This window comes from Deinococcus sp. (genome assembly GCF_030523985.1).
GTDB lineage: Bacteria > Deinococcota > Deinococci > Deinococcales > Deinococcaceae > Deinococcus.
This window is the reverse complement of record NZ_JAUNHK010000051.1, coordinates 1-19,790: the sequence shown is the minus strand read 5'-3', so window position 1 is coordinate 19,790 and position 19,790 is coordinate 1. Positions and strand designations below refer to the sequence as shown.

Annotated in this window: 18 protein-coding genes and 1 pseudogene; 6 read left to right on the top strand and 13 right to left on the bottom strand. The window is 67.0% G+C overall.

Annotated elements, in window-relative coordinates; translation table 11 throughout:
- A pseudogene (locus Q4C89_RS08925) lies at positions 1-465 on the top strand (glutamate--tRNA ligase); the annotation flags it as partial.
- Positions 466-536: 71 nt separating this feature from the next.
- Here the strand turns inward: Q4C89_RS08925 and Q4C89_RS08920 are convergent.
- From Q4C89_RS08920 to Q4C89_RS08880, 9 genes are all read right to left on the bottom strand, one after another.
- Complete coding sequence (locus Q4C89_RS08920) at positions 537-995, bottom strand: hypothetical protein (RefSeq protein ID WP_303102257.1); 459 nt, start codon at positions 993-995, stop codon at positions 537-539.
- 35 nt (positions 996-1,030) lie between these two features.
- Positions 1,031-2,218, bottom strand: coding sequence for an ABC transporter permease (locus Q4C89_RS08915; protein ID WP_303102256.1), 1,188 nt, complete (start codon positions 2,216-2,218; stop codon positions 1,031-1,033).
- 102 nt (positions 2,219-2,320) lie between these two features.
- On the bottom strand, positions 2,321-2,935 hold the full coding sequence (locus Q4C89_RS08910; protein WP_303102255.1) for a 3D domain-containing protein: 615 nt from the start codon (positions 2,933-2,935) through the stop codon (positions 2,321-2,323).
- Between the two features lie 561 nt (positions 2,936-3,496).
- Positions 3,497-4,144 (bottom strand): pyroglutamyl-peptidase I, encoded by a 648-nt coding sequence (locus tag Q4C89_RS08905; protein WP_303102254.1) that lies wholly within the window; start codon positions 4,142-4,144, stop codon positions 3,497-3,499.
- 43 nt (positions 4,145-4,187) lie between these two features.
- Entirely contained in the window at positions 4,188-4,367 is a 180-nt protein-coding gene (locus tag Q4C89_RS08900; protein ID WP_303102253.1) for a hypothetical protein, read from the bottom strand.
- Between the two features lie 22 nt (positions 4,368-4,389).
- A complete protein-coding gene (locus Q4C89_RS08895; RefSeq protein WP_303102252.1) occupies positions 4,390-5,355 on the bottom strand; it encodes an NAD(P)/FAD-dependent oxidoreductase in 966 nt (321 codons plus the stop codon).
- Between the two features lie 9 nt (positions 5,356-5,364).
- Positions 5,365-6,060 carry an SDR family oxidoreductase gene (locus Q4C89_RS08890; RefSeq protein WP_303102251.1) on the bottom strand — a complete coding sequence of 232 codons (696 nt, stop codon included), beginning with the start codon at positions 6,058-6,060 and terminating at the stop codon, positions 5,365-5,367.
- 12 nt (positions 6,061-6,072) lie between these two features.
- Positions 6,073-6,423: an inorganic diphosphatase gene (locus Q4C89_RS08885; RefSeq protein WP_303102250.1), complete on the bottom strand. Its 351-nt coding sequence runs from the start codon at positions 6,421-6,423 to the stop codon at positions 6,073-6,075.
- Positions 6,416-6,823 (bottom strand): damage-inducible protein DinB, encoded by a 408-nt coding sequence (locus tag Q4C89_RS08880; RefSeq protein WP_303102249.1) that lies wholly within the window; start codon positions 6,821-6,823, stop codon positions 6,416-6,418. Before Q4C89_RS08880 ends, Q4C89_RS08885 begins: the two co-directional genes overlap by 8 nt.
- Before the next feature lie 140 nt (positions 6,824-6,963).
- On the opposite strand from Q4C89_RS08880, the gene Q4C89_RS08875 reads away from it, so the two are divergent.
- Entirely contained in the window at positions 6,964-7,446 is a 483-nt protein-coding gene (locus Q4C89_RS08875) for a response regulator (RefSeq protein ID WP_303102248.1), read from the top strand.
- A 49-nt stretch (positions 7,447-7,495) separates the two neighbouring features.
- Here Q4C89_RS08875 and Q4C89_RS08870 read toward each other — a convergent pair whose 3' ends face one another.
- Together Q4C89_RS08870 and ccmA are read right to left on the bottom strand one after the other, a co-directional pair.
- Positions 7,496-8,161 (bottom strand): heme exporter protein CcmB, encoded by a 666-nt coding sequence (locus Q4C89_RS08870; RefSeq protein ID WP_303102247.1) that lies wholly within the window; start codon positions 8,159-8,161, stop codon positions 7,496-7,498.
- Positions 8,158-8,796 carry a heme ABC exporter ATP-binding protein CcmA gene (gene ccmA, locus Q4C89_RS08865; RefSeq protein WP_303102246.1) on the bottom strand — a complete coding sequence of 213 codons (639 nt, stop codon included), beginning with the start codon at positions 8,794-8,796 and terminating at the stop codon, positions 8,158-8,160. Before ccmA ends, Q4C89_RS08870 begins: the two co-directional genes overlap by 4 nt.
- A 71-nt stretch (positions 8,797-8,867) precedes the next feature.
- Here ccmA and pulA point away from each other — a divergent pair, with 71 nt between their 5' ends.
- Positions 8,868-12,191 carry a pullulanase-type alpha-1,6-glucosidase gene (pulA, locus tag Q4C89_RS08860; RefSeq protein WP_303102245.1) on the top strand — a complete coding sequence of 1,108 codons (3,324 nt, stop codon included), beginning with the start codon at positions 8,868-8,870 and terminating at the stop codon, positions 12,189-12,191.
- 64 nt (positions 12,192-12,255) lie between these two features.
- Here pulA and Q4C89_RS08855 read toward each other — a convergent pair whose 3' ends face one another.
- Positions 12,256-12,561, bottom strand: a complete 306-nt coding sequence (locus Q4C89_RS08855; protein ID WP_303102244.1) for a hypothetical protein — start codon at positions 12,559-12,561, stop codon at positions 12,256-12,258.
- 73 nt (positions 12,562-12,634) lie between these two features.
- Between Q4C89_RS08855 and Q4C89_RS08850 the strand changes: the two genes are divergently transcribed.
- Complete coding sequence (locus Q4C89_RS08850; protein ID WP_303102243.1) at positions 12,635-13,582, top strand: nucleoside hydrolase; 948 nt, start codon at positions 12,635-12,637, stop codon at positions 13,580-13,582.
- A 14-nt stretch (positions 13,583-13,596) separates the two neighbouring features.
- Here the strand turns inward: Q4C89_RS08850 and Q4C89_RS08845 are convergent, their stop codons facing one another.
- Positions 13,597-14,028: a M67 family metallopeptidase gene (locus tag Q4C89_RS08845; RefSeq protein ID WP_303102242.1), complete on the bottom strand. Its 432-nt coding sequence runs from the start codon at positions 14,026-14,028 to the stop codon at positions 13,597-13,599.
- Between the two features lie 224 nt (positions 14,029-14,252).
- Between Q4C89_RS08845 and Q4C89_RS08840 the strand changes: the two genes are divergently transcribed.
- Together Q4C89_RS08840 and Q4C89_RS08835 are read left to right on the top strand one after the other, a co-directional pair.
- Positions 14,253-17,741 carry a DNA translocase FtsK gene (locus Q4C89_RS08840; protein WP_303102241.1) on the top strand — a complete coding sequence of 1,163 codons (3,489 nt, stop codon included), beginning with the start codon at positions 14,253-14,255 and terminating at the stop codon, positions 17,739-17,741.
- Between the two features lie 162 nt (positions 17,742-17,903).
- On the top strand, positions 17,904-19,634 hold the full coding sequence (locus tag Q4C89_RS08835) for a fasciclin domain-containing protein (RefSeq protein ID WP_303102240.1): 1,731 nt from the start codon (positions 17,904-17,906) through the stop codon (positions 19,632-19,634).
- Positions 19,635-19,790: the final 156 nt, after the last annotated feature.

Below are 19,790 nucleotides of genomic sequence, written 5' to 3'. Positions count from 1 at the left end.
TACCTGCGCGAAGTGCTGAGCGAGGAGGACGTGGTGGCGAGGCTGCGCGACTACCTGAACGAATTCGGCAGCGGCCTGCCCACCGAGGACGCCGCCTATTTCGCCAAGGTAGTGCGGCTGATGACCCCGCGCCTGGAAGTGTTGGGGGACTTTGCCGACAAGACCACCTATTTCTGGTCGGAAGACTTCGCGGTAGACGAAAAGGCGCAAAAGGCCATCGACGCGGGCCAGGAGCACCTGCCCGAACTGGCGGGGCGACTGGGCAGTCTCACCGACTGGAACGCCGCCGCCATCAAGGAGGTCTTCCACGCCTACGCCGAGGAAAAGGGCCTGAAGATGGGCAAGGTGATGCCCCCCGTCCGCGCCGCCGCTGCGGGCACGATGGAAAGCCCCGACCTGCCCGAGATGCTCGAAGCCCTGGGACAGGAGCGGGTGCTGGAGCGTCTGTCACGCGCGGCGGGCTGACGCGGTCAAGGGGAGAGGGTGAAGAGTTGAGGGCTGTTTCCCTCCGCTCTCCACCCTCTCCTCTCTACGCTTCAGCGCAGCCGGGCCGTGCAACTGCCAAAGTCCGTCCCAGACAGCAAAAACCGCCCCGTCAACTGCGTGGCACCGGGCGCGACATTTTCAATTCGGCACTGGTAGTCGGTGCCGTTTTCGCTCCAGAAAAATTCCAGGCGTTGCCCCAAACGGCTGTAGGCCACAGCGGGAAAAAGGGTCATGCCCTGCTCCGGCTTGCCGCGCCGGGCGGCGGTCAGGCCAGCGGCGTCCAGGTTGCTGTAGGTGCCGGGCACAGCTTCAAAAACCTCGGTGACCTTGAAGGTCTGGCCCGCCCGCACCGCCACGCTGCCGCCCTCGACTTCCCAGGTCTGCCCGGCGAGCAGTGGCGCGGAGGGCGCAGGGGCCGGGGTCGAGTCCAGCGACTTGAGCGCCGTCATGGTCGGGGCGCAGGAGGAAAGCAGCGCGGCGCAGGCGGCAACAGCGAGCAACTTGTTCATGCCCGCAACTCTAGCCCAGGGTGAGCTGAAAACGGTTAACGGATAATTCGCCCCGGCTCCACGTTCGCCGCCCGCCGTGCCGGAATCAGGGCCGCCAGCAGCGTGGTGCCCAGGCCCACGGCATTGACCCACAGCAGGTCGCTCGCCCGCACCTCGACCGGCAGCGACGTGATGAAGTACAGGTCGCCCGGCAACTGAAAAGGCCGCACCGTGAAGTACGCGGCAATCGCCAGCCCCAGCAGATTGCCCAGCAGCAGCCCCGCCAGCCCCAGCACCATCCCTTCAAGGACGAACACGCGGGTAATCACTGCCCGGGTCGCGCCGATGGCCCGCAGGATGGCGATTTCCTGGGTCTTTTCAAAGACGGCCAGCGTCAGCACGTTGGCGATCCCGAACGCCGCCACAATCACAATCAGGAAAACCACGAAGGCGATGACCTTTTTCTGCAAGGCCAACTGGTCGAGCAGCGTGCCGTAGATGTCCTGCCAGGGCAGCGCCGAGTAAGGCACGGTGCGGGTCAGGTCGTCGCCCAGGGCGCGGGCCTGTTCGGGGTCGTGCAGCCGCAACTGGTACCCGGTGATGGTGTCGGTCTGCCGCAGCGTTTGCAGCGTGCCCAGACTGGTAAAGGCATAAGCGGAGTCAATCAGGTAGTTGCCCGTCGTGAACACGCCGACCACCTTCAGTTCGCTGCGGCGCTGCTGCGAGTTGAGCAGACGTACTTCGTCGCCCGTAAACGCCCCCACCGAGCGGGCCAGCGCCGACCCCAGCAGCACCTCGCCCGGCTTGAGCGTCGCCAACAGGCGGCTTTGTTCGGCGGGCAGTTGCAGCACCTGGGCCGCCGCCGGGGCCACCCCGAACAGCGTGGCGAAATCCACCCCGGCGTCGCGGCCCTGCCCGGCGGGGCGGGTGAGCAGCCCCTTGTCGGCGATGAACGGGGTGAACGCCTGCACCCGCGAATCGGCGCGGATGGCGGCTTTGAGGGCCGGGTTGGGCGGCTGGGCCACGAACGAGTTGACGCTGAGATGAGGACTGGCCCGCAGCGTGGCGTCCACCAGCGCCCTGGAAAAGCCGTTGGTCAGGCTGAGCGCGGCGATCAGCACCATCACGCCCACCGCGATGCCCAGCACCGTCAGCAGGTTCTGGGTGCGTCGCCGGGACAGGTGGGCGCGGGCCAGCAGCCAGGCGAAGGAGGCGGGAGAGCGAGCGGCGGGCGGGGCAGACATGCAGGGCCGAGGTTAGCGCAGCCGGACGACCCACGCGGCGCCGCGCCCACAAAAGAAGCCGGAACACACGAACGTGTCCGGCCAGAACAGGAGGGCTTTGCTTCAGCGCAGCGCGGTAATCCGCACGGTGCCGGTGCCGAAGCGGATGGCTTCGTTGTAGGTCGGCATCCAGATGTCCACCTGGTTGGTCTTGCGGGGGTGCATGGTGTCCTCGACGACGAAAACGCGCCCGGAGAAGTTGTAACGGCCCGACAAGTCTTGCAGGGTCACGCGGGTGCCGTAGGGGAACACGCGCAGCAGGTCACGCGAGAGGGCAATCACGCCGGGGCGGGTGCGGGTGCCCGTCGCCGTGATGTGGGGGGTGGAGTCGGTCTGGTTCGCCAGGCTGTTGTAGGCGGTCGCCTTGACCACCATGCTGCGTCCGGTGGCGCGGGCAGCAGCCACAACCTCGGTAGCCACGGGGGTAGCCACCTGGGAAGCGGCCTTGACTGGGGCGGGGACCGTGCGGGCGGTCACGGCAGGCACCGGAGCGGTGGTGGTCAGCACCAGTTCTTCCTCGACCTGCTCGGCGTATTCCAGAATCGGCTTGATGACGGCGAGGTTGGCCCGCACCTGGGCCGCGCTGCTGGACTGGGCGGACTGGGCCTGCCCCTGGCCGAGCAGCATGCAGGCAAACAGGGCGGAAGCGGACAGGGCGGATTTGAGCACTCGGGACATAGGTTTTCCTCCTGAAGCCAGCACGGGCAGTGCGCTGGCAGGTCGGTACGGGTGAAACAGGACAACACTCGTCATGCTAAGAGGGCCGACAGAACCAACCCATGTTTCCCAGCACAGAAAAGACAATTCGGTTGACAGGGTCGGCTCCCTTGCTCCTGTCTGTCGCCAGCGACCTATGACCCCCCTGGGAAGTCAGGCCCGCCCGGATGACGGAAAAGCAGACCACTGCACCGGATGAGCGTATGCACTGGAAATAAGTGGTTTGTGAGAACCAGACGCTTATTGACACATAATCGAATCCGGCTCTGTGAGATTCTTCCGGCGAATCCGCAAAAAAGATGTCGAGGACACTGCGTCAGCATGAGGAAGAGAACAAGTCTGCCCGCCTTTTCCTCATTCACCAAAGCACATTTCCGCAGGCGTAACAGGCCCAAACGTGTTCGGCACGACTATGCAAAAGCGACGTCAATTACAGGTTAAACATCTGTTACGCCTGACTCGTCGCCCAGCTACACCACTGCGCCTGGCCCGGTCAGCTTCTCATCAGGCTCGGCAGAGAAATCACATCTTTCCCATTTCCCTGGCGACTGTTTCGGCGGCGAGTCGCACCGCCCGCGTGATTTCGCTCTGGGGCAGGTAGGGCATGGGGGGACGGTCTGCGGGAACCGCCAGGGCCACCGCCGGATTGGCCGGGACATGCAGGAAGCCACAGGAGACATCGGCCCGGCCCCGCTGCCGCAGCGTGTGCAACGTGTGGTAAAGCACGTAATTGCAGACGTAGAGGCCCGCCGTGTTGGAGATACTGGCAGGAATCTCTGCCTCTCGCCAAGCCGCCAGAATGGAGCGCAGCGGCAACGTGGCGAGGTAGGCGGCGGGTGCCCCGGCGCCCGTGCAGATGGCGCAGTCGCGGTAGCTCTGGCCCGCGTTATCGGGAATGTCGAAGTCCATGACCCCCACCGCCACCCGCTCCAGCGTGACCTGGGGCCGCCCCGCCGCGAGGCCGGTCAGGAGCACGGCCCCCGGTTCATGTTCGCTCAGCAGGTCGTCCAGAGTCGCGCCTGCCGCGTGAGGCTCGACGGGAAGCAACGCCGACCGAATGCGCCAGTCGCCGGGCAAGGTCAGGCCATCCAGTTCCCGCGCCGCGTTCGCGCTGGGGTTGTCGGGGTGGGTGTGAAAAGGCTCGAAGCCGGTCAGCAGCAGCGTAGGCATACCGCCCAGGATAGACACCGCAAGGACACGGCGCGGGCGTCGCTCAGGCCGGGGTCTCCCCCGCCCGGATGAGCAGTTCGGCCCACTCCTCGCCACTGAAGTCCTCGGTACGCTCACGGCTCTCGGTCAGCAGCAGGTCGCGCATCCGGGCCGCTTCGGTCAGGCTCTCGGTGCCCATGTGCTCGGCCAGTTCAGTCAGGTCCATTCGCTCGTCGATTTTCATGGGAACAGTGTGGCAGGCCCGCTCAGGCTTCTCCCACCCCTTTCTCTTCATCCGGGCTGGGATGAAACGCCGCGCCCCCCTGCCGCACGTCCTCGTGAATCAGCGTGCTGTTGAGGCTGACAGCCGCCACCAGTCCACTCGCCGCCGCGCTCATGACGTACTGGGGCGCTCCGGTCATGTCGCCCGCCGCCCACACGCCGCGCACACTGGTCATGCCGTTTTCGTTGACGACCACGCGGCTTTTGGCGTCGAGTTCGCAGCCGAGCAGCTGGGGCAGGGGGCTGCCCTGCTCCTGGGTCGGATTCAGGAAAATGGCGTCGAGGTTCAGCCGCTCACCCCTCCCGTCCTGACCACCGAACTGCACCTGCACGGTGTCTTGCCCAGTCACCCGCCGAATGGGACGCGAGTCGAGGGCGATGCCGAGTTCGCGCAGGTCGCGGCGCTGCACCGGGGTCAGTTCGTCGGGGCCGTCGGTGAGCAGCGTGACCCGGTCGCTCCAGCTGCGGATGCTGAGGGCGAGGTGGTGCCCTTCCTGATGGCTGCCGAGCACCGCCAGTGTCCCCTCGCGCTGGGGCCAGCCGTCGCAGTAGGGACAGTGCAGCACCGTGCGGCCCCAGCGTTCCTGCAAACCGGGAATGCGCGGCAGCACGTCCCGCACGCCACTGGCGAACAGCAGGCGGCGGGCCGTGACCCAGTGCTGGTCATGGCGCACGGCGAAGGAACCGTCGGGCTGGGCGCGAACCTCACGGGCCGGGGTGCCCAGCACCGTCACGTCGTAGGGGGCGAGCTGTTCCAGCCCAACCTGCTTGAGTGCCGTGGGCGGCGTGCTGTCGCGGGTAAAGACGCCGTGCGCTTCCTGCGCCGCCGCGTTGCGCGGGGGGTCACCGTCGAGCAGCAGCACCCGCCGCCGCGCCCCACCCAGCACCAGCGCCGCATTCAGCCCCGCCGGACCCGCGCCCACGATGACCGCGTCAAAATCGGCGTTCATTGGGCCGTCTCAACGTGGCCCAGGCCGCACGCTCACGTCGGGCAACTGGGCGTCACGCGGGGCATTCAGGACGAAGGCGATGGTCACTGCCACCGTCGCCGGGTCAATGAAGGCGGCAGGGTCGTAGCTTGCCCCCTCCTGCTCACGGACTTTCTGCTGCATAGGGGTGGCGGTGCGCCCCGGATAAACCGTAGACACCCGAACACCGTGCGGAGCTTCCTCGTCGCGCAGGGCGTCGGCCAGCGCCCTCAGCGCGAATTTGCTGGCGGCGTAACTGGCCCAGCCCGGATTGGCCCGCAGGCCCGCGCCGGAGTTGACGAACAGCACCGTCCCGCGCTCCTCGCGCACTCGGGGCAGCAGCAGCCGGGTGAGTTCGGCGGGGGCCACCGTGTTCACCGCCAGCGTGTGGGTCCAGACTTCGTGGCCCTGCTCGGCCACCGCGCCCAGTTCGACTACTCCAGCATTGTGGACCACGTTGGTCACGCGTCCCAGGCCCGCGAGTGCGGCGGCGAAGGTCTCCGGGCGGGTGAGGTCCAGCGTCAGCGGCGTGGCTCCCACTTCGGCGCACAGGGCGTCCAGCCCCGCTCCGCCGCGTCCGGTCAGGATGAGGTCGTGGGCAGGGGCCAGGGCGCGGGCCAGCGCCGAGCCGATGCCGCCGCTCGCGCCAGTGATGAGGGTAACGGGCCGGGCAGGAGGGGGAGTCATGCGGGCAAGGTATCAGGAGCGCACAAGCCGAGTGCGAAAAAACCGCTCCTGAAACTGAACGGCTTCCCAGATGTCCGCCTCCGTCCAGTCAGTGCCCGCCCGCGCCACCACCAACTTGTCTTCGGCATCGTCGGCCCGCAGCAGGACGGCAATCACCTCGCCTTCCGCCTCGGCCAACGGCTCGTCCCAGCCGAGCAAATAGGCGTCAACGGGTTGTCCATCGCCGCTGAGGGTGCCGGGAAGTTCGCCGTAATTGACGGGATACAGCAGGTCGGGGTGCCGGGGATGGACGCTGCCGAGCGGCCTGTCCACCACCACCCGCACCCGCTGACCGAGAAGGGGTGTCAGGTCCGGCTTACTCAAACTCTGCCCCCGCCTGCCGCCGCAGCAAGGCCACCTGCCCCCAGTGGTAGGCGTTGTGGACGGCGAGGTCGGTCAGCAGGTCACGGGCGCGGCTGCTGGGGTCGCCCGCCAGTGCCGAAGCCTCGGCCAGCATCAGCCGCAGGTCACTGAGCAGGGCGTTCCACTCGCTCTCCTGCACGGGCGGCAAGGGCCACACGTCCAGGCCTTCGGGCCATTCCTGCGCCTGTCCGGTCACGAGGTCGAGACTGGCCCGCATGGTGACGCGGAGGTGCGCCAGCAGTTCGGCCAGGGTGTAGGGCGTGCCCGGCTGCGAAGCCTGGGCCAGGGTCAGCCCTGAGAGCAGCGCGTCTACCTCGCGGAAAGCGGCCCCCCCGGTCAGCGACAGTTGCAACAGATTCATGGCAAAGAGGGTAGCCCTTTCAAGACTCGCTCAAGAGGGCGTCACGGAAGCCTAAAGCCGCCCATGACCCGGAATTCGGGTACAGGTGGCACACTGTAAAGACCAGAGCGCCGTGACTGGCGACGGGATTCGAGGTTCGTATGAATGCACAGCAACAGCTTCGCCACTACGGGACGCCGGAGCAGCCGGGCATTCTTCCCATTCAGTTTCTGCTGGTCGAAGACAGTGAGCCGGACGTGATGCTCATGCAGGAAATCTTTGAGGAAGAGGGGCTGGCCGGACAACTCCATGTGGTGCGCGACGGCGTGGAGGCCCTCGACTTTTTGCGGCGGCAGGGTCCTTACGCCAGCGTTCCGCGCCCCGACGTGATTTTGCTCGACATCAACATGCCGCGCATGAACGGCCTGGAACTGCTCTCCCATCTCAAGACCGACCCCGACCTGATGACCATTCCAGTCTTCATGCTCACCACCAGTCAGGCCGAGGAAGACGTGCTGCGTTCCTATCAGGCGCACGCGGCGAGCTATGTGGTCAAGCCCGTCGAATTCAGCGAGTTTCAGCGGGCGGTGCAGGCCATGAGCCGGTTTATGCGGAATATGGCGCTGCCTCACACGCCGCTCTGAAGGCGGCACGGCGCGGCAAGCTCTGGCCTCTGCGCCAGGGCTTTTTGTTTCAGCTTTCTACTGCGTAGGGAAAAATAAACGTCGCCACCAGCAGCGTCACTACGTCGAACCCCAGCAGCAGCCGGGTCCAGGCCCAGTAGTCGCCTGGGTTCATGGCCCCGCTCAGCAGCACGGTGCTTTTGACCGCGCCGATCATGACCGGGATGATGATGGGAAAACTCAGGACGGGCAGCAGGGCTTCTTTGGCCCGCAGGTTGACGGTGATGGCGGCGTAGAAGGTGCTGACCAGACTCAGGCCCAGCACCCCCAGCGTGAGCGTGAGCGCCATGAGGCCCAGGCTGGCAAACTGCACGTCGAAGAAAATGGCGGTCAGCCCCGCCGTCACCACGCCCAGAAAAAGCATCAGCAGGGCGTTGGCCGCCGCTTTGCCGAGGTAGAGCCACTCGTGGGCCACCGGGTAGAGCAGCAGGCTTTCGAGCGCCCCGCTTTCCTGCTCGCTGCCCCAGGCCCGGCCCGCCGCCAGCACACTGGCAAAGGCCAGGGCACACCACAGCACCCCGGCGGCGGCGTCACGCATCTTGCCCGTGTCGGGGCCAAAGGCGAAGCCCATAATCAGCACCACCAACCCGGCGAAAAACAGCGTCGTGGACAAAATATCTTTGCTGCGTCCCTCCAGCCGCAGGTCTTTGAGCAGCACCGTCAGCATGGCTCTCATGCCAGCACCCCGCCTTCCAGCGAGAGGGTGCGGGTCGCCACCTGCCCAGCGAGTTCCGGCTCGTGTGAACTGAAGAGGATGGTCTTGCCCTCACTCTGCGCGGCGCGGAGGTGGGTGAGCACTGCTTCCTTGCCCGCCGTATCCAGGTTGGCGAACGGTTCGTCGAGCAGCAGCAGCGGCGTGGGCGCGAGCAGCATCCGGGCGAGTTGCAGCCGCTTGCGCATTCCCGAACTGAGGTCGCGGGCGCGTTTGGCCTCGGCCCCGTGTAGCCCCACGCGCTCCAGCATCTCGGCGCTGCGCGGCGTCAGGCCGTACATCCGCGCCGTGAAGTCCAGATTTTCGGCGGCGGTCAGGTCGGCATACAGCCCGCCTCCCTCGGTCATGAAAAAGACGTGTTCGCGCACGCTGGGTTTGTCTTTCAGGTCGTAGCCGAACACACGCCCCTCGCCCCGGCTGGGTGACAGCAGCCCTGCCACCACCCGCAGCAGCGTGGTTTTTCCGGCCCCGTTGCCGCCGAACAGCGCCAGCACTTCACCCGGCTGCACGTTCAGCGACACGTCACGCAGCACGAATTGCGGCCCAAATTTGCGGGCGATGTGGGCGAGTTGCAGGGCGGGCGGGGGCGCGGCGGACATCAGCCCAGACTCTAGGGCAGGGGCGGGGGGCGCGTGCCTCTGTAACCAAACCGTCTACACTCTCCCCGAACATGAAAAATCTGCTGACTGGCCTCACCCTGGCCCTGACCGCTTCGGCGGCGGCCCAAACTGCCCTCCCCGCCGACACCGTTCGGATTCACTACCAGCGCCCCGACTCGGCCTATTCCGGCTGGGGCCTGCACGCCTGGGAAGATGTGGCGACGGCGGTGGACTGGGCCAAACCCCTGGTGCAGTCGGGCAAGGACGACTGGGGCGTGTACTGGGACGTGAAACTGGGGCCCGGCGCACAGAAACTCGGCTTCATCGTCCACCAGGGCGACACCAAAGACCCCGGCGCCGACCTGTGGTACGACCTCTCACGCGGGCGCGAACTGTTCCTGAAATCGGGCAGCGCGAACGTGGCCTACAGCCAGTCCGGGCCATTCGACGTGGACGCGACCAAGCAGACGACGGGCAGCCTCCCCCCACAGGAAGCGCCAATTCCCGCCGGGTCGGTGCGCGTCAACTACTTCCGCCCCGACGGGGTTTACTCGGGCTGGGGGCTGCACGCCTGGGAAGACACCACCGCGCAGGTCGCCTGGGACAAGCCGCTTGCCCCCACAGGCGAGCAGGGCGGCTGGGTCTACTGGGACGTGCCGATGAAGACCGACTGGCAGAAACTGGGCTTCATCGTCCACAAGGGCGACGAAAAAGACCCCGGCCCCGACGGAACGCTCACCCGCGCAATGGGCAACCAAATCTGGGTGGTCAGCGGCAAAACCGACCTGTCCACCACCCGCCCCGACACCAGCGTGAGGACGGTGGGCGACCTGAGAAAACAGCAGGCCATCATGCTGGGCCGCGACCTGATCGCCGTGAAACCCGAACTGGTGCGCCCCGGCGCGTGGCTGACCCTGCACGTCTCGCCCACCGCCGCCCTGAAACTGGGCGCAGACGGCGTGAGCGGCGGCGACACCCTCACCCTGGAAGAAGTCGAAGGTGGACTGACGCCAGCACTGAAGGCCAAAGCGCCGTATCTGGCGGGCTACGCCCTGCTGCAAATCCGCGCCGAAGACCGCGCCAAACTGCCCGCCGCGCTGAGTGGACAACTGGCAGTCAGCAGCGTGATGCCCGACGGCACCGTGCTGGACGCGACGGGCGTGCAGACCGCCTGGGCGCTGGACGACCTCTACGCTTACGACGGGCCGCTGGGCGTCGCGTGGCAGGGCAACAAACCCACCGTGCGCCTGTGGGCACCCACCGCGCAGGACGTGAAGCTGCGCGTCTCACGGCCCGACGGTAGCCAGGAGCGCACCCTGCCCATGACCCGCGACAAGGGGGGCGTCTGGACGGCGGCGGGCGACCCGAGCTGGAAGGGACTGGCCTACCGTTTCGAGGTCAAGGTCTACGCGCCCGCGACAGGCAAAATCGAAACCAACCTCGTCACCGACCCCTACTCCGTCGCCCTGACGCGGAACAGCACCCACAGCCTCTTTGCCGACCTGAGCGACAGCAGCCAGAAGCCCGCCGGGTGGAACGCCCTCAAGAAACCCGCCCTGCGGAGCTTTTCCGACCTGTCCTTCTACGAACTGCACCTGCGCGATTTCAGCGCCGCCGACGCCAGCGTGCCCGCCGCCCAGCGCGGCACCTACCTCGCGTTTACCCAGACGGGCAGTAGCGGCATGAAGCACCTCAAGGGACTGGCCGACGCGGGCCTGAAAGCCGTTCACCTGCTCCCGACCTTCGACATCGCCACCATCGAGGAGGACAAGGCCAAATGGCAGACGCCCGGCGACCTCTCCCGATTCGCGCCGAACAGCGACGCGCAGCAGAGGGCCGTGACCGCCGTGAAGGACGCCGACGCTTACAACTGGGGCTACGACCCCTACCACTACATGGTCCCCGAAGGCAGCTACGCGGTGAACCCCGCTGAGCGCACGAAGGAATACCGCCAGATGGTGATGGCCCTGAACGCGGCGGGCCTGCGGGTGGTGCAGGACGTGGTGTTCAACCACACGGCGGCGAGCGGGCAGCAAGGGCGCAGCGTGCTGGACAAAATCGTGCCCGGCTACTACCACCGCCTGAACGTCAACGGCGGGGTCGAGAACTCGACCTGCTGCTCCAACACCGCCACCGAACACACCATGATGCGCCGCCTGATGGTGGACACGCTGGTGCTGATGGCCCGCGAGTACAAGGTGGACGGCTTCCGTTTCGATCTGATGGGGCACCACATGGTGGAGGACATGAAAGCCGCCCGCCGCGCCCTGGACGCGCTGACGCTCGCCAAAGACGGCGTGGACGGCAAGCAGATTTACCTCTACGGCGAGGGCTGGGACTTTGGTGAAGTGCAGGGCAATAAGCGCGGCACGAACGCGACCCAGGTGAACCTGTACGGCCAGGGCATCGGCACCTTCAACGACCGCATCCGGGACGCGCTGCGCGGCGGCAACCCCTTCGGCGGCTTGCAGGAACAGGGCGTGGCGACGGGGCTGGTGGCCGTGCCTAACGGTCAACCCGGCAACGACAGCGCAGCCAAGTGGGGCCAACTCGCCGACCTCGTGAAAATCGGGCTGACCGGCAACCTGCGCGACTACCGCCTGACCGACCATACCGGCAAGGTGGTCACGGGCGGCCAAATCAAGTACGGCGACGCCTCCGCCGGATACGCGGCCAGCCCACGCGAGACGGTCAACTACGCCTCGGCGCACGACAACCAGACCCTCTGGGACGCGGTGCTGCTCAAGACCCCGGCCAACATGGACGGCGCGACCCGCGTGCGCTTCCAGAACCTCGCCCACTCTTACGTATTGCTGGGCCAGGGGCTGCCCTTTTCCTACGCGGGCGACGACATTTTGCGTTCCAAGTCGTTCGACACCGACTCTTACAACTCGGGCGACTGGTTCAACGCGCTCGACTGGACGGGCAAGAGCAACGGCTTCGGCAAGGGCCTGCCCCCCGCCGAGAAGAACGAGGGCAACTGGGCGCTGTACCGCACGCTGCTGGGCAACCCGGAGTTGAAGGTCACACCCGCCGACATCGAGCGGGCGAGCGACCACTACCGCGAAATGCTGCGGGTGCGGTCATCCAGCAGTCTGTTCCGCCTGGAAACGGCGGCCCAGGTGCAGCAGGGCCTCAGCTTCCTGCCCGCGCCCACCGGGGTCATCGCTATGCGGCTGACTGGGGCGACGAGCGCCAGCAACCCCTACAAGACGGTGGTGGCGGTCTTCAACGGGAGTGGCAAGGCCGTGACGCTGAATGACGCCTCGCTGCGTGGGCTGACGCTGCACCCGGTTCTCACCAAGAGCACCGACCCCATCGTGCGAACGAGCAAGGTCACTGGCACGGCGGCGACGGTGCCCGCGCTGACGACGGCGGTGTTCGTCGGCAAGTAAAGCGCCAGCGCCCAGCAGAAAAGGCCCGCCCCATCACAGGTGGCGGGCCTTCTCTCTACCCCGTTCAGACCACGATGCGCTTGAATTCGCCCTCGTCGTCGCGGGCGGGCAACTGACCGTAGCCGAGTTCGCGCTCGACGACTTCGGCCACGGCCTGTCCCACCTCGGCGGCGCTGCGGTTTTCGCTGGGAGCAGGCTGGGCCACCACGTCGAAGCCGCGCACTTCGCCGTCGGCGTCGAGGTGACGCACTTCCACGCGCAGTTCGCCACCCTCCACACCGGGGGTCACGGTCAGGCCGTCGCGGGGGTCTTGGTGGTAGCTCGCTTCAAAGGCTTGCAGGATTTCCTGGGGATTCACGGGAGTGGTCATGCCTCACAGTCTGGAGGCAGGCAAAGCGAACAAATTGCTCCCGAGGGAACACTTTTGCCCTTATCTTTAGCTCATGTTTTCTGCTCCCCGCCCCGTGATTCTCGATGGTGACCCCGGTCTGGACGACGCCGTGGCCTGGCTGCTGGCCCTGGCCAGTCCCGAACTCTGGGTGCTGGGGGCCACGGCTGTTCACGGCAACATGGTGCTGCCGCTGGCGCTGTGGAACGCGGGCGTGGTGCTGGCCCTGGCGGGCGACGTGGCCGAGGGCGTGCCCTACTTTTCCGGAGCCGACCGGCCCCTGCTGCGCTCCCCACTCACCGCCACCCATGTTCACGGGGCCACCGGGCTGCCCGCCGCCGGACTGCCCGAACCCCGCCGCGACCCGAATCCGGCCCACGCGGTGGACTTCATCATCCGCACCGTGCGCTCCAACCCCAGGCAAGTCACCCTGATTGCCACCGGGCCGCTGACCAACATCGCCCTGGCTTTCCGCATGGCCCCCGACCTGCCGGATCTGGTGCGCGAGGTGGTCTGGATGGGCGGCAGCACCGGCCAGGGCAACCGCACCCCCGCCGCCGAATTCAATGCGCTGGCCGACCCGCACGCCGCCCAAATCGTGCTGCAAAGCCCCGCAGCGGTTCGCATGGTGGGCCTGAACGTCACCATGCAGTGCATCGCCACGCCCGAGCGCACCGAGCAGTTGCGGGCGCTGGGCAACCGCGCCGGAGCGGTCTGCGCCGAGATGTTGAACTTCTATGCGGCGTTCTACCGCGAGCGGTACGGCCTCAGCGGCGGCGCGATGCACGACCCGCTGGCGGTGGCCGCCGCCATTCGGCCCGAGTTGCTGTCCTGGCAACCCCTCGCCGTCGAAGTCGAGCTGAACGACGGGATCAACCTGGGCCGCACCGTTTGCGACCTGTACCACGTCACCGGGCAGACGCCCAACGTTCAGGTCGCCGTCGGCGTGGACGAAGAAGGTTTCTTTGCGCTGCTGCTCGAACGGCTCGGCACCCTGCCCTGAGCGGCGGCGGGCGGTCAATCTTCGGCGGGCGGCAGGTCATCCGAGTCGAGAATCGCCACCGCCTCGCCTCCGGGCAGCCAGAAGCCCTGAAGCGTGCTGGCGGCAGCGTCGGCGATGAGGTAGGGCACCGGATAGGCGGCGAAGCGGCTGTCCGAGACACTGGGCACGCCCGGCCCACGCGGGTGACTGTGGTAGAGCGCCACCAGCGCGAGCGAGTCGGCCTGCATGGCCTTGACCGCCCGCAGCAGCGCCCCCGGCTCGGCCAGATATTCCCGCTCGGGCTGGCCCGCCACGTTGGGCAGCGGATAAAGCGCACGGGCATAGATTCGCTCGCCCCGAACCCAGCCGCCCAGGGCACCCACGCACTCCTGTGGCAACTCACGCTGGACGTGCGCCCACAGAGCGCCCCTGAGCACAGCCGGAAGATGGAGCGGCACGCGCCGCATTGTAGCCGGACGTTTCGGCCCGTACCGATTTCGATGGAATTCAGGGGAGCGAGCGAAAGCCGACCATGACACCAGCGCAACGCTTATCATTTGCCGAGTATTCGGCCCTGCCCTGCCGACGCGCCCACCAAATCGATTCGGGCCGTTCCAGGCGACAGAAAGCCCCCTCCCGTGCTGGAAAAGACAGCTCCACCTTTACGCAAAATGCTCTAAACTGAACCGTTATGTCGGCTTCGCACAAGGATCAACCGTCACGCTCGCCTCTGGAAGGCGAAGTGGTGGGCCTGATGGTGCTGGCGCTGGCGGTGCCGCTGCTGCTCATCCTGTTTATTCCGGTGCTGCACCCCGACAACAATGGCGGTGCGTGGGGCGACCTGCGCGACATCCTCTTTCAGTGGCTGGGCTGGCTGGCTTGGCTGCTGCCGATGGTGCTGATTGCCTACGGCATCGCGTTTTTTACCCGCGCTCCGCTGGGCAAGGTTACGCGCTGGGTGCTGGGGGCGCTGCTGGCGATTGGGGCCGTGCTGATGCTCCAGGCCATGATTTTCGGCAACACGGTGCAGGAGCCGGGCGGTGCCGGACGCCTCGCCACCGGGGCGATGGCCTGGCTGCGTGGGGTGCTGGGGCTGGCGACCCCGCTGCTGCTGCTGGGGCTGGTGGCGCTGGGCCTGAAATTCATGCTGAGCCTGTCGCTGCTCGACCTGCTGCGCCGCCTGATGCGTATGGTCACGGCGCGCCTGACCGACGTGGGCCACTCCATGCAGGGAGCCATAGAAGCCAAGTTGCCCGGCAAGAGCGGCGGCACGGTGAACGCCCACGACCGCACCGACGTGCGCCACCGCCTCAGCGAACTGCGTCAGAAACTGGACACCCTGCGCCGCCTCGACCCCAAAAACCCCGGACTGAAGGAACCCCTCGACAAAGTCCGGCAGCTTCAGCGCGAAATCCGCCACTACGACGAGGAAAAACTCAAGGCGCTTCAGGGCGACCTCGACACCTACGACCTGATGACGCTCAACGTGCAGCGGCAGGTGGCGCACGACCTGCGGCAAAAGGTGGAGGCCGAGGCTCCCCCCGAAGGCGAGCAGGCGGTCAAATTCCTCAAGGCCATCGTGGACGACACCCGCCACGAACTCAGTGCCTTTTTGCCCAGCACCCAGGCGAGTGCCGCCCTCGAAAACCTGCGCCGCCACCTCGTCAACCAGATTCTGTCGCTGGGCGGGCGGGCACGCAAACTGGAATCCGAGCGCTGCACCGCCGAGCGCACCCTGAAAAACCCCACCATCGAGCAGCTTCAGCGCGAGCAGACGGCCCACCTCAAGCGCCAGACGCAGTGGCAGGAAATCCAAGACCGCTTTCACACGTGGCAGGAGTACGAGAAGCACTACTCGGGCTGGCCCGACCTCGCCGCCGACTTCGACAGCGGCCCCACCGAAGCGGCGACCCGCGTGGCCGAAGCGTTGCAAAAGCGCCCGCTGGAAACCCTCAGGCAGAAGGAGGAGTGGGCACAGGAACTCGCGCAGGCCATAGAACAGGAGGAGCAAGGCCGCCTGCTGCCCCAGGACGAAGAGGACGACGACATTCCCCCCATGCCCGACGACCTGCCGGAAGGCGAGCAGGGCGGCCTGTTCTCGCGGGTCGGGCACAAGCTCAGCCAACTGATTGCCCCGCCCGGCCCCGAGGAGGAGCGGCCCTCTCCGACCTTCGGCAGCCGCAGCCAACCTGAGCAGGCCAGCTCCCGGCAGAACGCACTCCCCCAGCACACGGCCCCCGAAGGCGCGCCCGTTCCCGCCTTTGCCATCGACTTCGCGGCGGCGCAGGCGGCCCGTCCGAGTGGAACACTGCCCGCCGGAACTGCGGGCCGCCGCAGCGCGTCGCGCCCGGTGCCGCCGTCCGCCCGTCCGACCCCGGCGAGCACCCGCCCGGCCATTCCCCCCGAAGCCGCCAGAGCCGACACGCCCCCCGGACTCGGGACGGTGCCTCCCAGCGCCGCGACGCGCCTGGACAAGACCCCGCCACCGCCTAGCCCAGCGGCCTACGACGACCTGGGCCTTTGGGAAGGCGAGGATGACCTGCCCTTCGGCCCGCCTGCCCAGACCGCCCGGCCTGCGCCGCAGCGCTCTGCCTCCAGCACCAGCAGCGCCGGAAAGCGCCGCGCGACCCCGGCCCCCTGGGAGGAAGCCCCTGCCGACCCTGGCGAACGCGGGCAGGCCCACCCGACCGCGCCCACACCGAAGGGAGTCAGCCGCCGGGGAGCCGTGCCGCTGGCCCTGCCGGACGAGAAGCTGCTCGACCCCATTCCCAACGCGGCCCGCAACAGTGTTTCGCTCGATACCGCCGCCGCCCAGCGCAAGGAGATGATCAACCAGACCCTCCAGAGCTTCGGGTTGCAGGCCCGGGTGCAGGAGTTCGCACGCGGCCCCACCGTGACCCGCTACGAGATCGAACCCGCGCCCGGCGAGAAAATCAGCCGCATCGCCAGCCTGTCCAACGACCTGGCCCGCGCCCTGGCGGTAGGCGGCGTGCGTGTCGAAGCGCCCGTGCCCGGCAAGAGCGTGATCGGCCTGGAAGTGCCGAACGCCGAGCGCGAACCCGTCACCTTCCATCAGGCGGTGGCCGACAACGCCTTCAAGAACACGCGGGCCAAACTGCCCATCATCCTGGGCAAGAGCATCGACGGCACCATGATGGTGGGCGACCTCGCCAAGATGCCGCACCTGCTGGTCGCCGGGTCGACCGGGTCGGGCAAATCGGTGTGTGTCAATACCATCATCACCTCGCTGCTGTACAAGTACCTGCCCACCGACCTGCGGTTCGTCATGGTCGACCCCAAAATGGTCGAACTGACGCCCTACGACGGCATTCCCCATCTGGTGCGCCCGGTGGTCACCAACCCGGCAGATGCGGCGGGCGTGCTGCTGGGCGCGGTGGCCCACATGGAGCGGCGCTACAAGATGATGAGCGGCGTGGGGGCCAAGAACCTGGAGCAGTTCAACGCCAAGATGCGGGCGGTGGGCGAAGTCGAACTGCCGCATCTGGTCATCATCATCGACGAGCTGGCCGACCTGATGATTACCAGTCCCAAGGAAGTCGAGTCGGCCATCATGCGACTGGCCCAGATGGCCCGCGCCACCGGAATGCACCTGATTCTGGCGACCCAGCGGCCCAGCGTGGACATCCTGACCTCACTCATCAAGGTCAACATCCCCGCCCGCATCGCTTTTGCGGTGAGCAGCAGCCACGACTCGCGCACCATTCTGGACACCACCGGGGCCGAGCGCCTGACCGGAATGGGCGACATGCTGTTTTACCAGCCGGGACTGGTCAAGCCGCTGCGCCTGCAAGGGCCGTACATCAGCGAGGCCGAGTCGGTCAAAATCACCGACGAACTGCGCCGCATGACCTTTGAGGACGACTTCGTGGAAGCCTACGGCGCGGACTTCGAGGGCCTGATTTCGAGCAGTGGCCCCACGGGCGACCGCAGCCAGATGGATTTCAGCGACCCGCTGCTGCGCCAGGCCGCGCTGGTCTGTATTGAAGAAGGCCAGGGCAGCGTGTCGAGGTTGCAGCGCCGCCTGTCGGTGGGCCACGCCCGCGCGGGTAAGTTGATGGACCTGCTCGAAGCCATGAACATCGTCGGGCCGCACCAGGGCAGCAAACCGCGTGAAGTGCTGATTACCGAAGCCGATTTGCCAGACTATTTCGGTAAGTGATACGGGGCAAGGCAAAGCGGGCAAAGGCTCCGCCACAGGCCAGACCAATTCATCTACCAACCAAGCCTAAAAGCCGGAGCGGTTGCAATTTGGCCCCCAGTGGTGTCAATTGTGAGGCGGATTTCCCAACTCAATCCACAATTCAATTCAGAGGTGACTGCAATGAAGAAACTCGGTTTACTGACCCTCAGTCTGATGCTCGCCACGCCCGCCCTCGCGGGTGGCGCTGGTCAGCCCGCCGCCAAGCCCCGGCCTGCGACCTGCAAGAGCATCGCCGCCATTGTGACCACTGACCCGCAATTCAGCACCCTGGCGACGGCGCTTGATGCCGCCGACCTGACCCAGGAACTGACCAAGGGCGAGTACACGCTGTTCGCGCCCACCAACGCCGCCTTTGCCAAGGTGCCCAGCGACCAGCTCGCCGGGCTGCTCAACGACCCCGAAATGCTGCTGGACGTGCTGGCCTACCACGTGGTGGCGGAGAAGGCCACCGCCGCCGACCTGCGCGGCGCGACCGCGGGCACCACCGAAAACGGCCAGGACGTGCAGATCAAGGTGTCCAGCGCCCAGATCATGGTCAACAACGCCCGCGTGGTCAAGGGCGACATCATGGCCTGTAACGGTGTCGTTCACGCCATCGACACGGTGCTGATGCCCGAAATGACGGGGGCGGCGGCGGCCCCCGCTCCTGCTCCCGCCGTGCCCCAGCCCGCTCCGGCGGCTCCTGCCCCGGCCACCGCTGCGGCGGTCACGGCTCCGGCAGCCATCGACATCACCAAGATTCCCGCCCTGCCCCTCAGCGGCGCGGTGACGGTGCAGACCCCCGCTGGCACCGAGACGGCGACTGAGGAGACCAGCACGGAGGAGGCCACCACCGAGGAAACCGCGACCGAGTCGGCGGAAGGTGCCGTCACCGAAGTGACCGGAACGACCATCTACGACATGCTGGTGGCCGATGACCAGTTCAGCACCCTGCGCGACCTGCTCAGCGACGCCGACCTGACCGACCTGCTGATGAGCGGCGAGTACACCCTGTTCGCGCCCACCGACGCGGCGTTCGCGGCGCTGCCCGAAGGCACCCTGGCCGCCGTTGCCAGCAACCCCGAACTGCTTGCCAGCCTGCTCAAGTACCACGTGGTCGAAGGCAAACTCAGCACCGAGCAGGTGCAGGCAGGCAACCTGATGACGGCGGCGGGCACCGCCCTGACCGTCAGCGCCCAGCTCTCCCCTGTGGTCGAGTCGAGCAACGGCCTGATCTACCCCGTGGACGCCGTGTTGCTGCCCGAAGGCTTCGTGGTGCCCACGGTGGAAGAAGTTCCTGCCGACACCACCAGCGAGGCCGCGCCTGTCCCCGCCGAAGCGACCACCGTGACGACGGTCACCACGACCACCACGACCCCGGCCCCAGTTGAAGCGGCCCCCGCTCCCGCCACCACCGGCACGGCCACTGGCGGCGCCATCGCGGGCGGCAACGTGACTGCGCCCGCCGCCGACCTGACCGCCGTGCTGCAAGAAGAGCGTTTCAGCACCGTGCGCGAACTGCTGACCAGCGCCGACCTGCTCGGCATGCTGACCAGCGGCGAATACACCGTGTTCCTGCCCACCAACGACGCCTTCGCCAAGCTCGACGCGGCCAAGCTCAGCGCGGTGAAAGCCGACCCCGCGCTGCTCAAGCGGGTCCTGTCCTACCACGTCGTCTCGGGCCGCCCCGACGCCGCCGCGCTGGTCGCCGCGCCCCTGACCACCGCCGAAGGCACCACCCTGACCCTCACCCGTGACGCCAACGGCCTGAGCATGGACGGCATGCGCCTTGGCAACGGCGAACCCATGCAGGTCGGCAACGCCAACGTCTACGTCGTGGACATGGTGCTGCTGCCCGCTGGCCTGCGCTAAAGTTTCCTTTTCCTCTTCTCTCCCCTGCTGGTCGGGGGAGGGATTTTTTTTGGAAGATGGATGATGGTTCCGCTGCGCTGATGGAGGGTGGAGAGGGGGCTTCATACGGGGCTGGGCTTTACTCCGCACATCCGAGGAAAGCGCTCGAATGTGCTC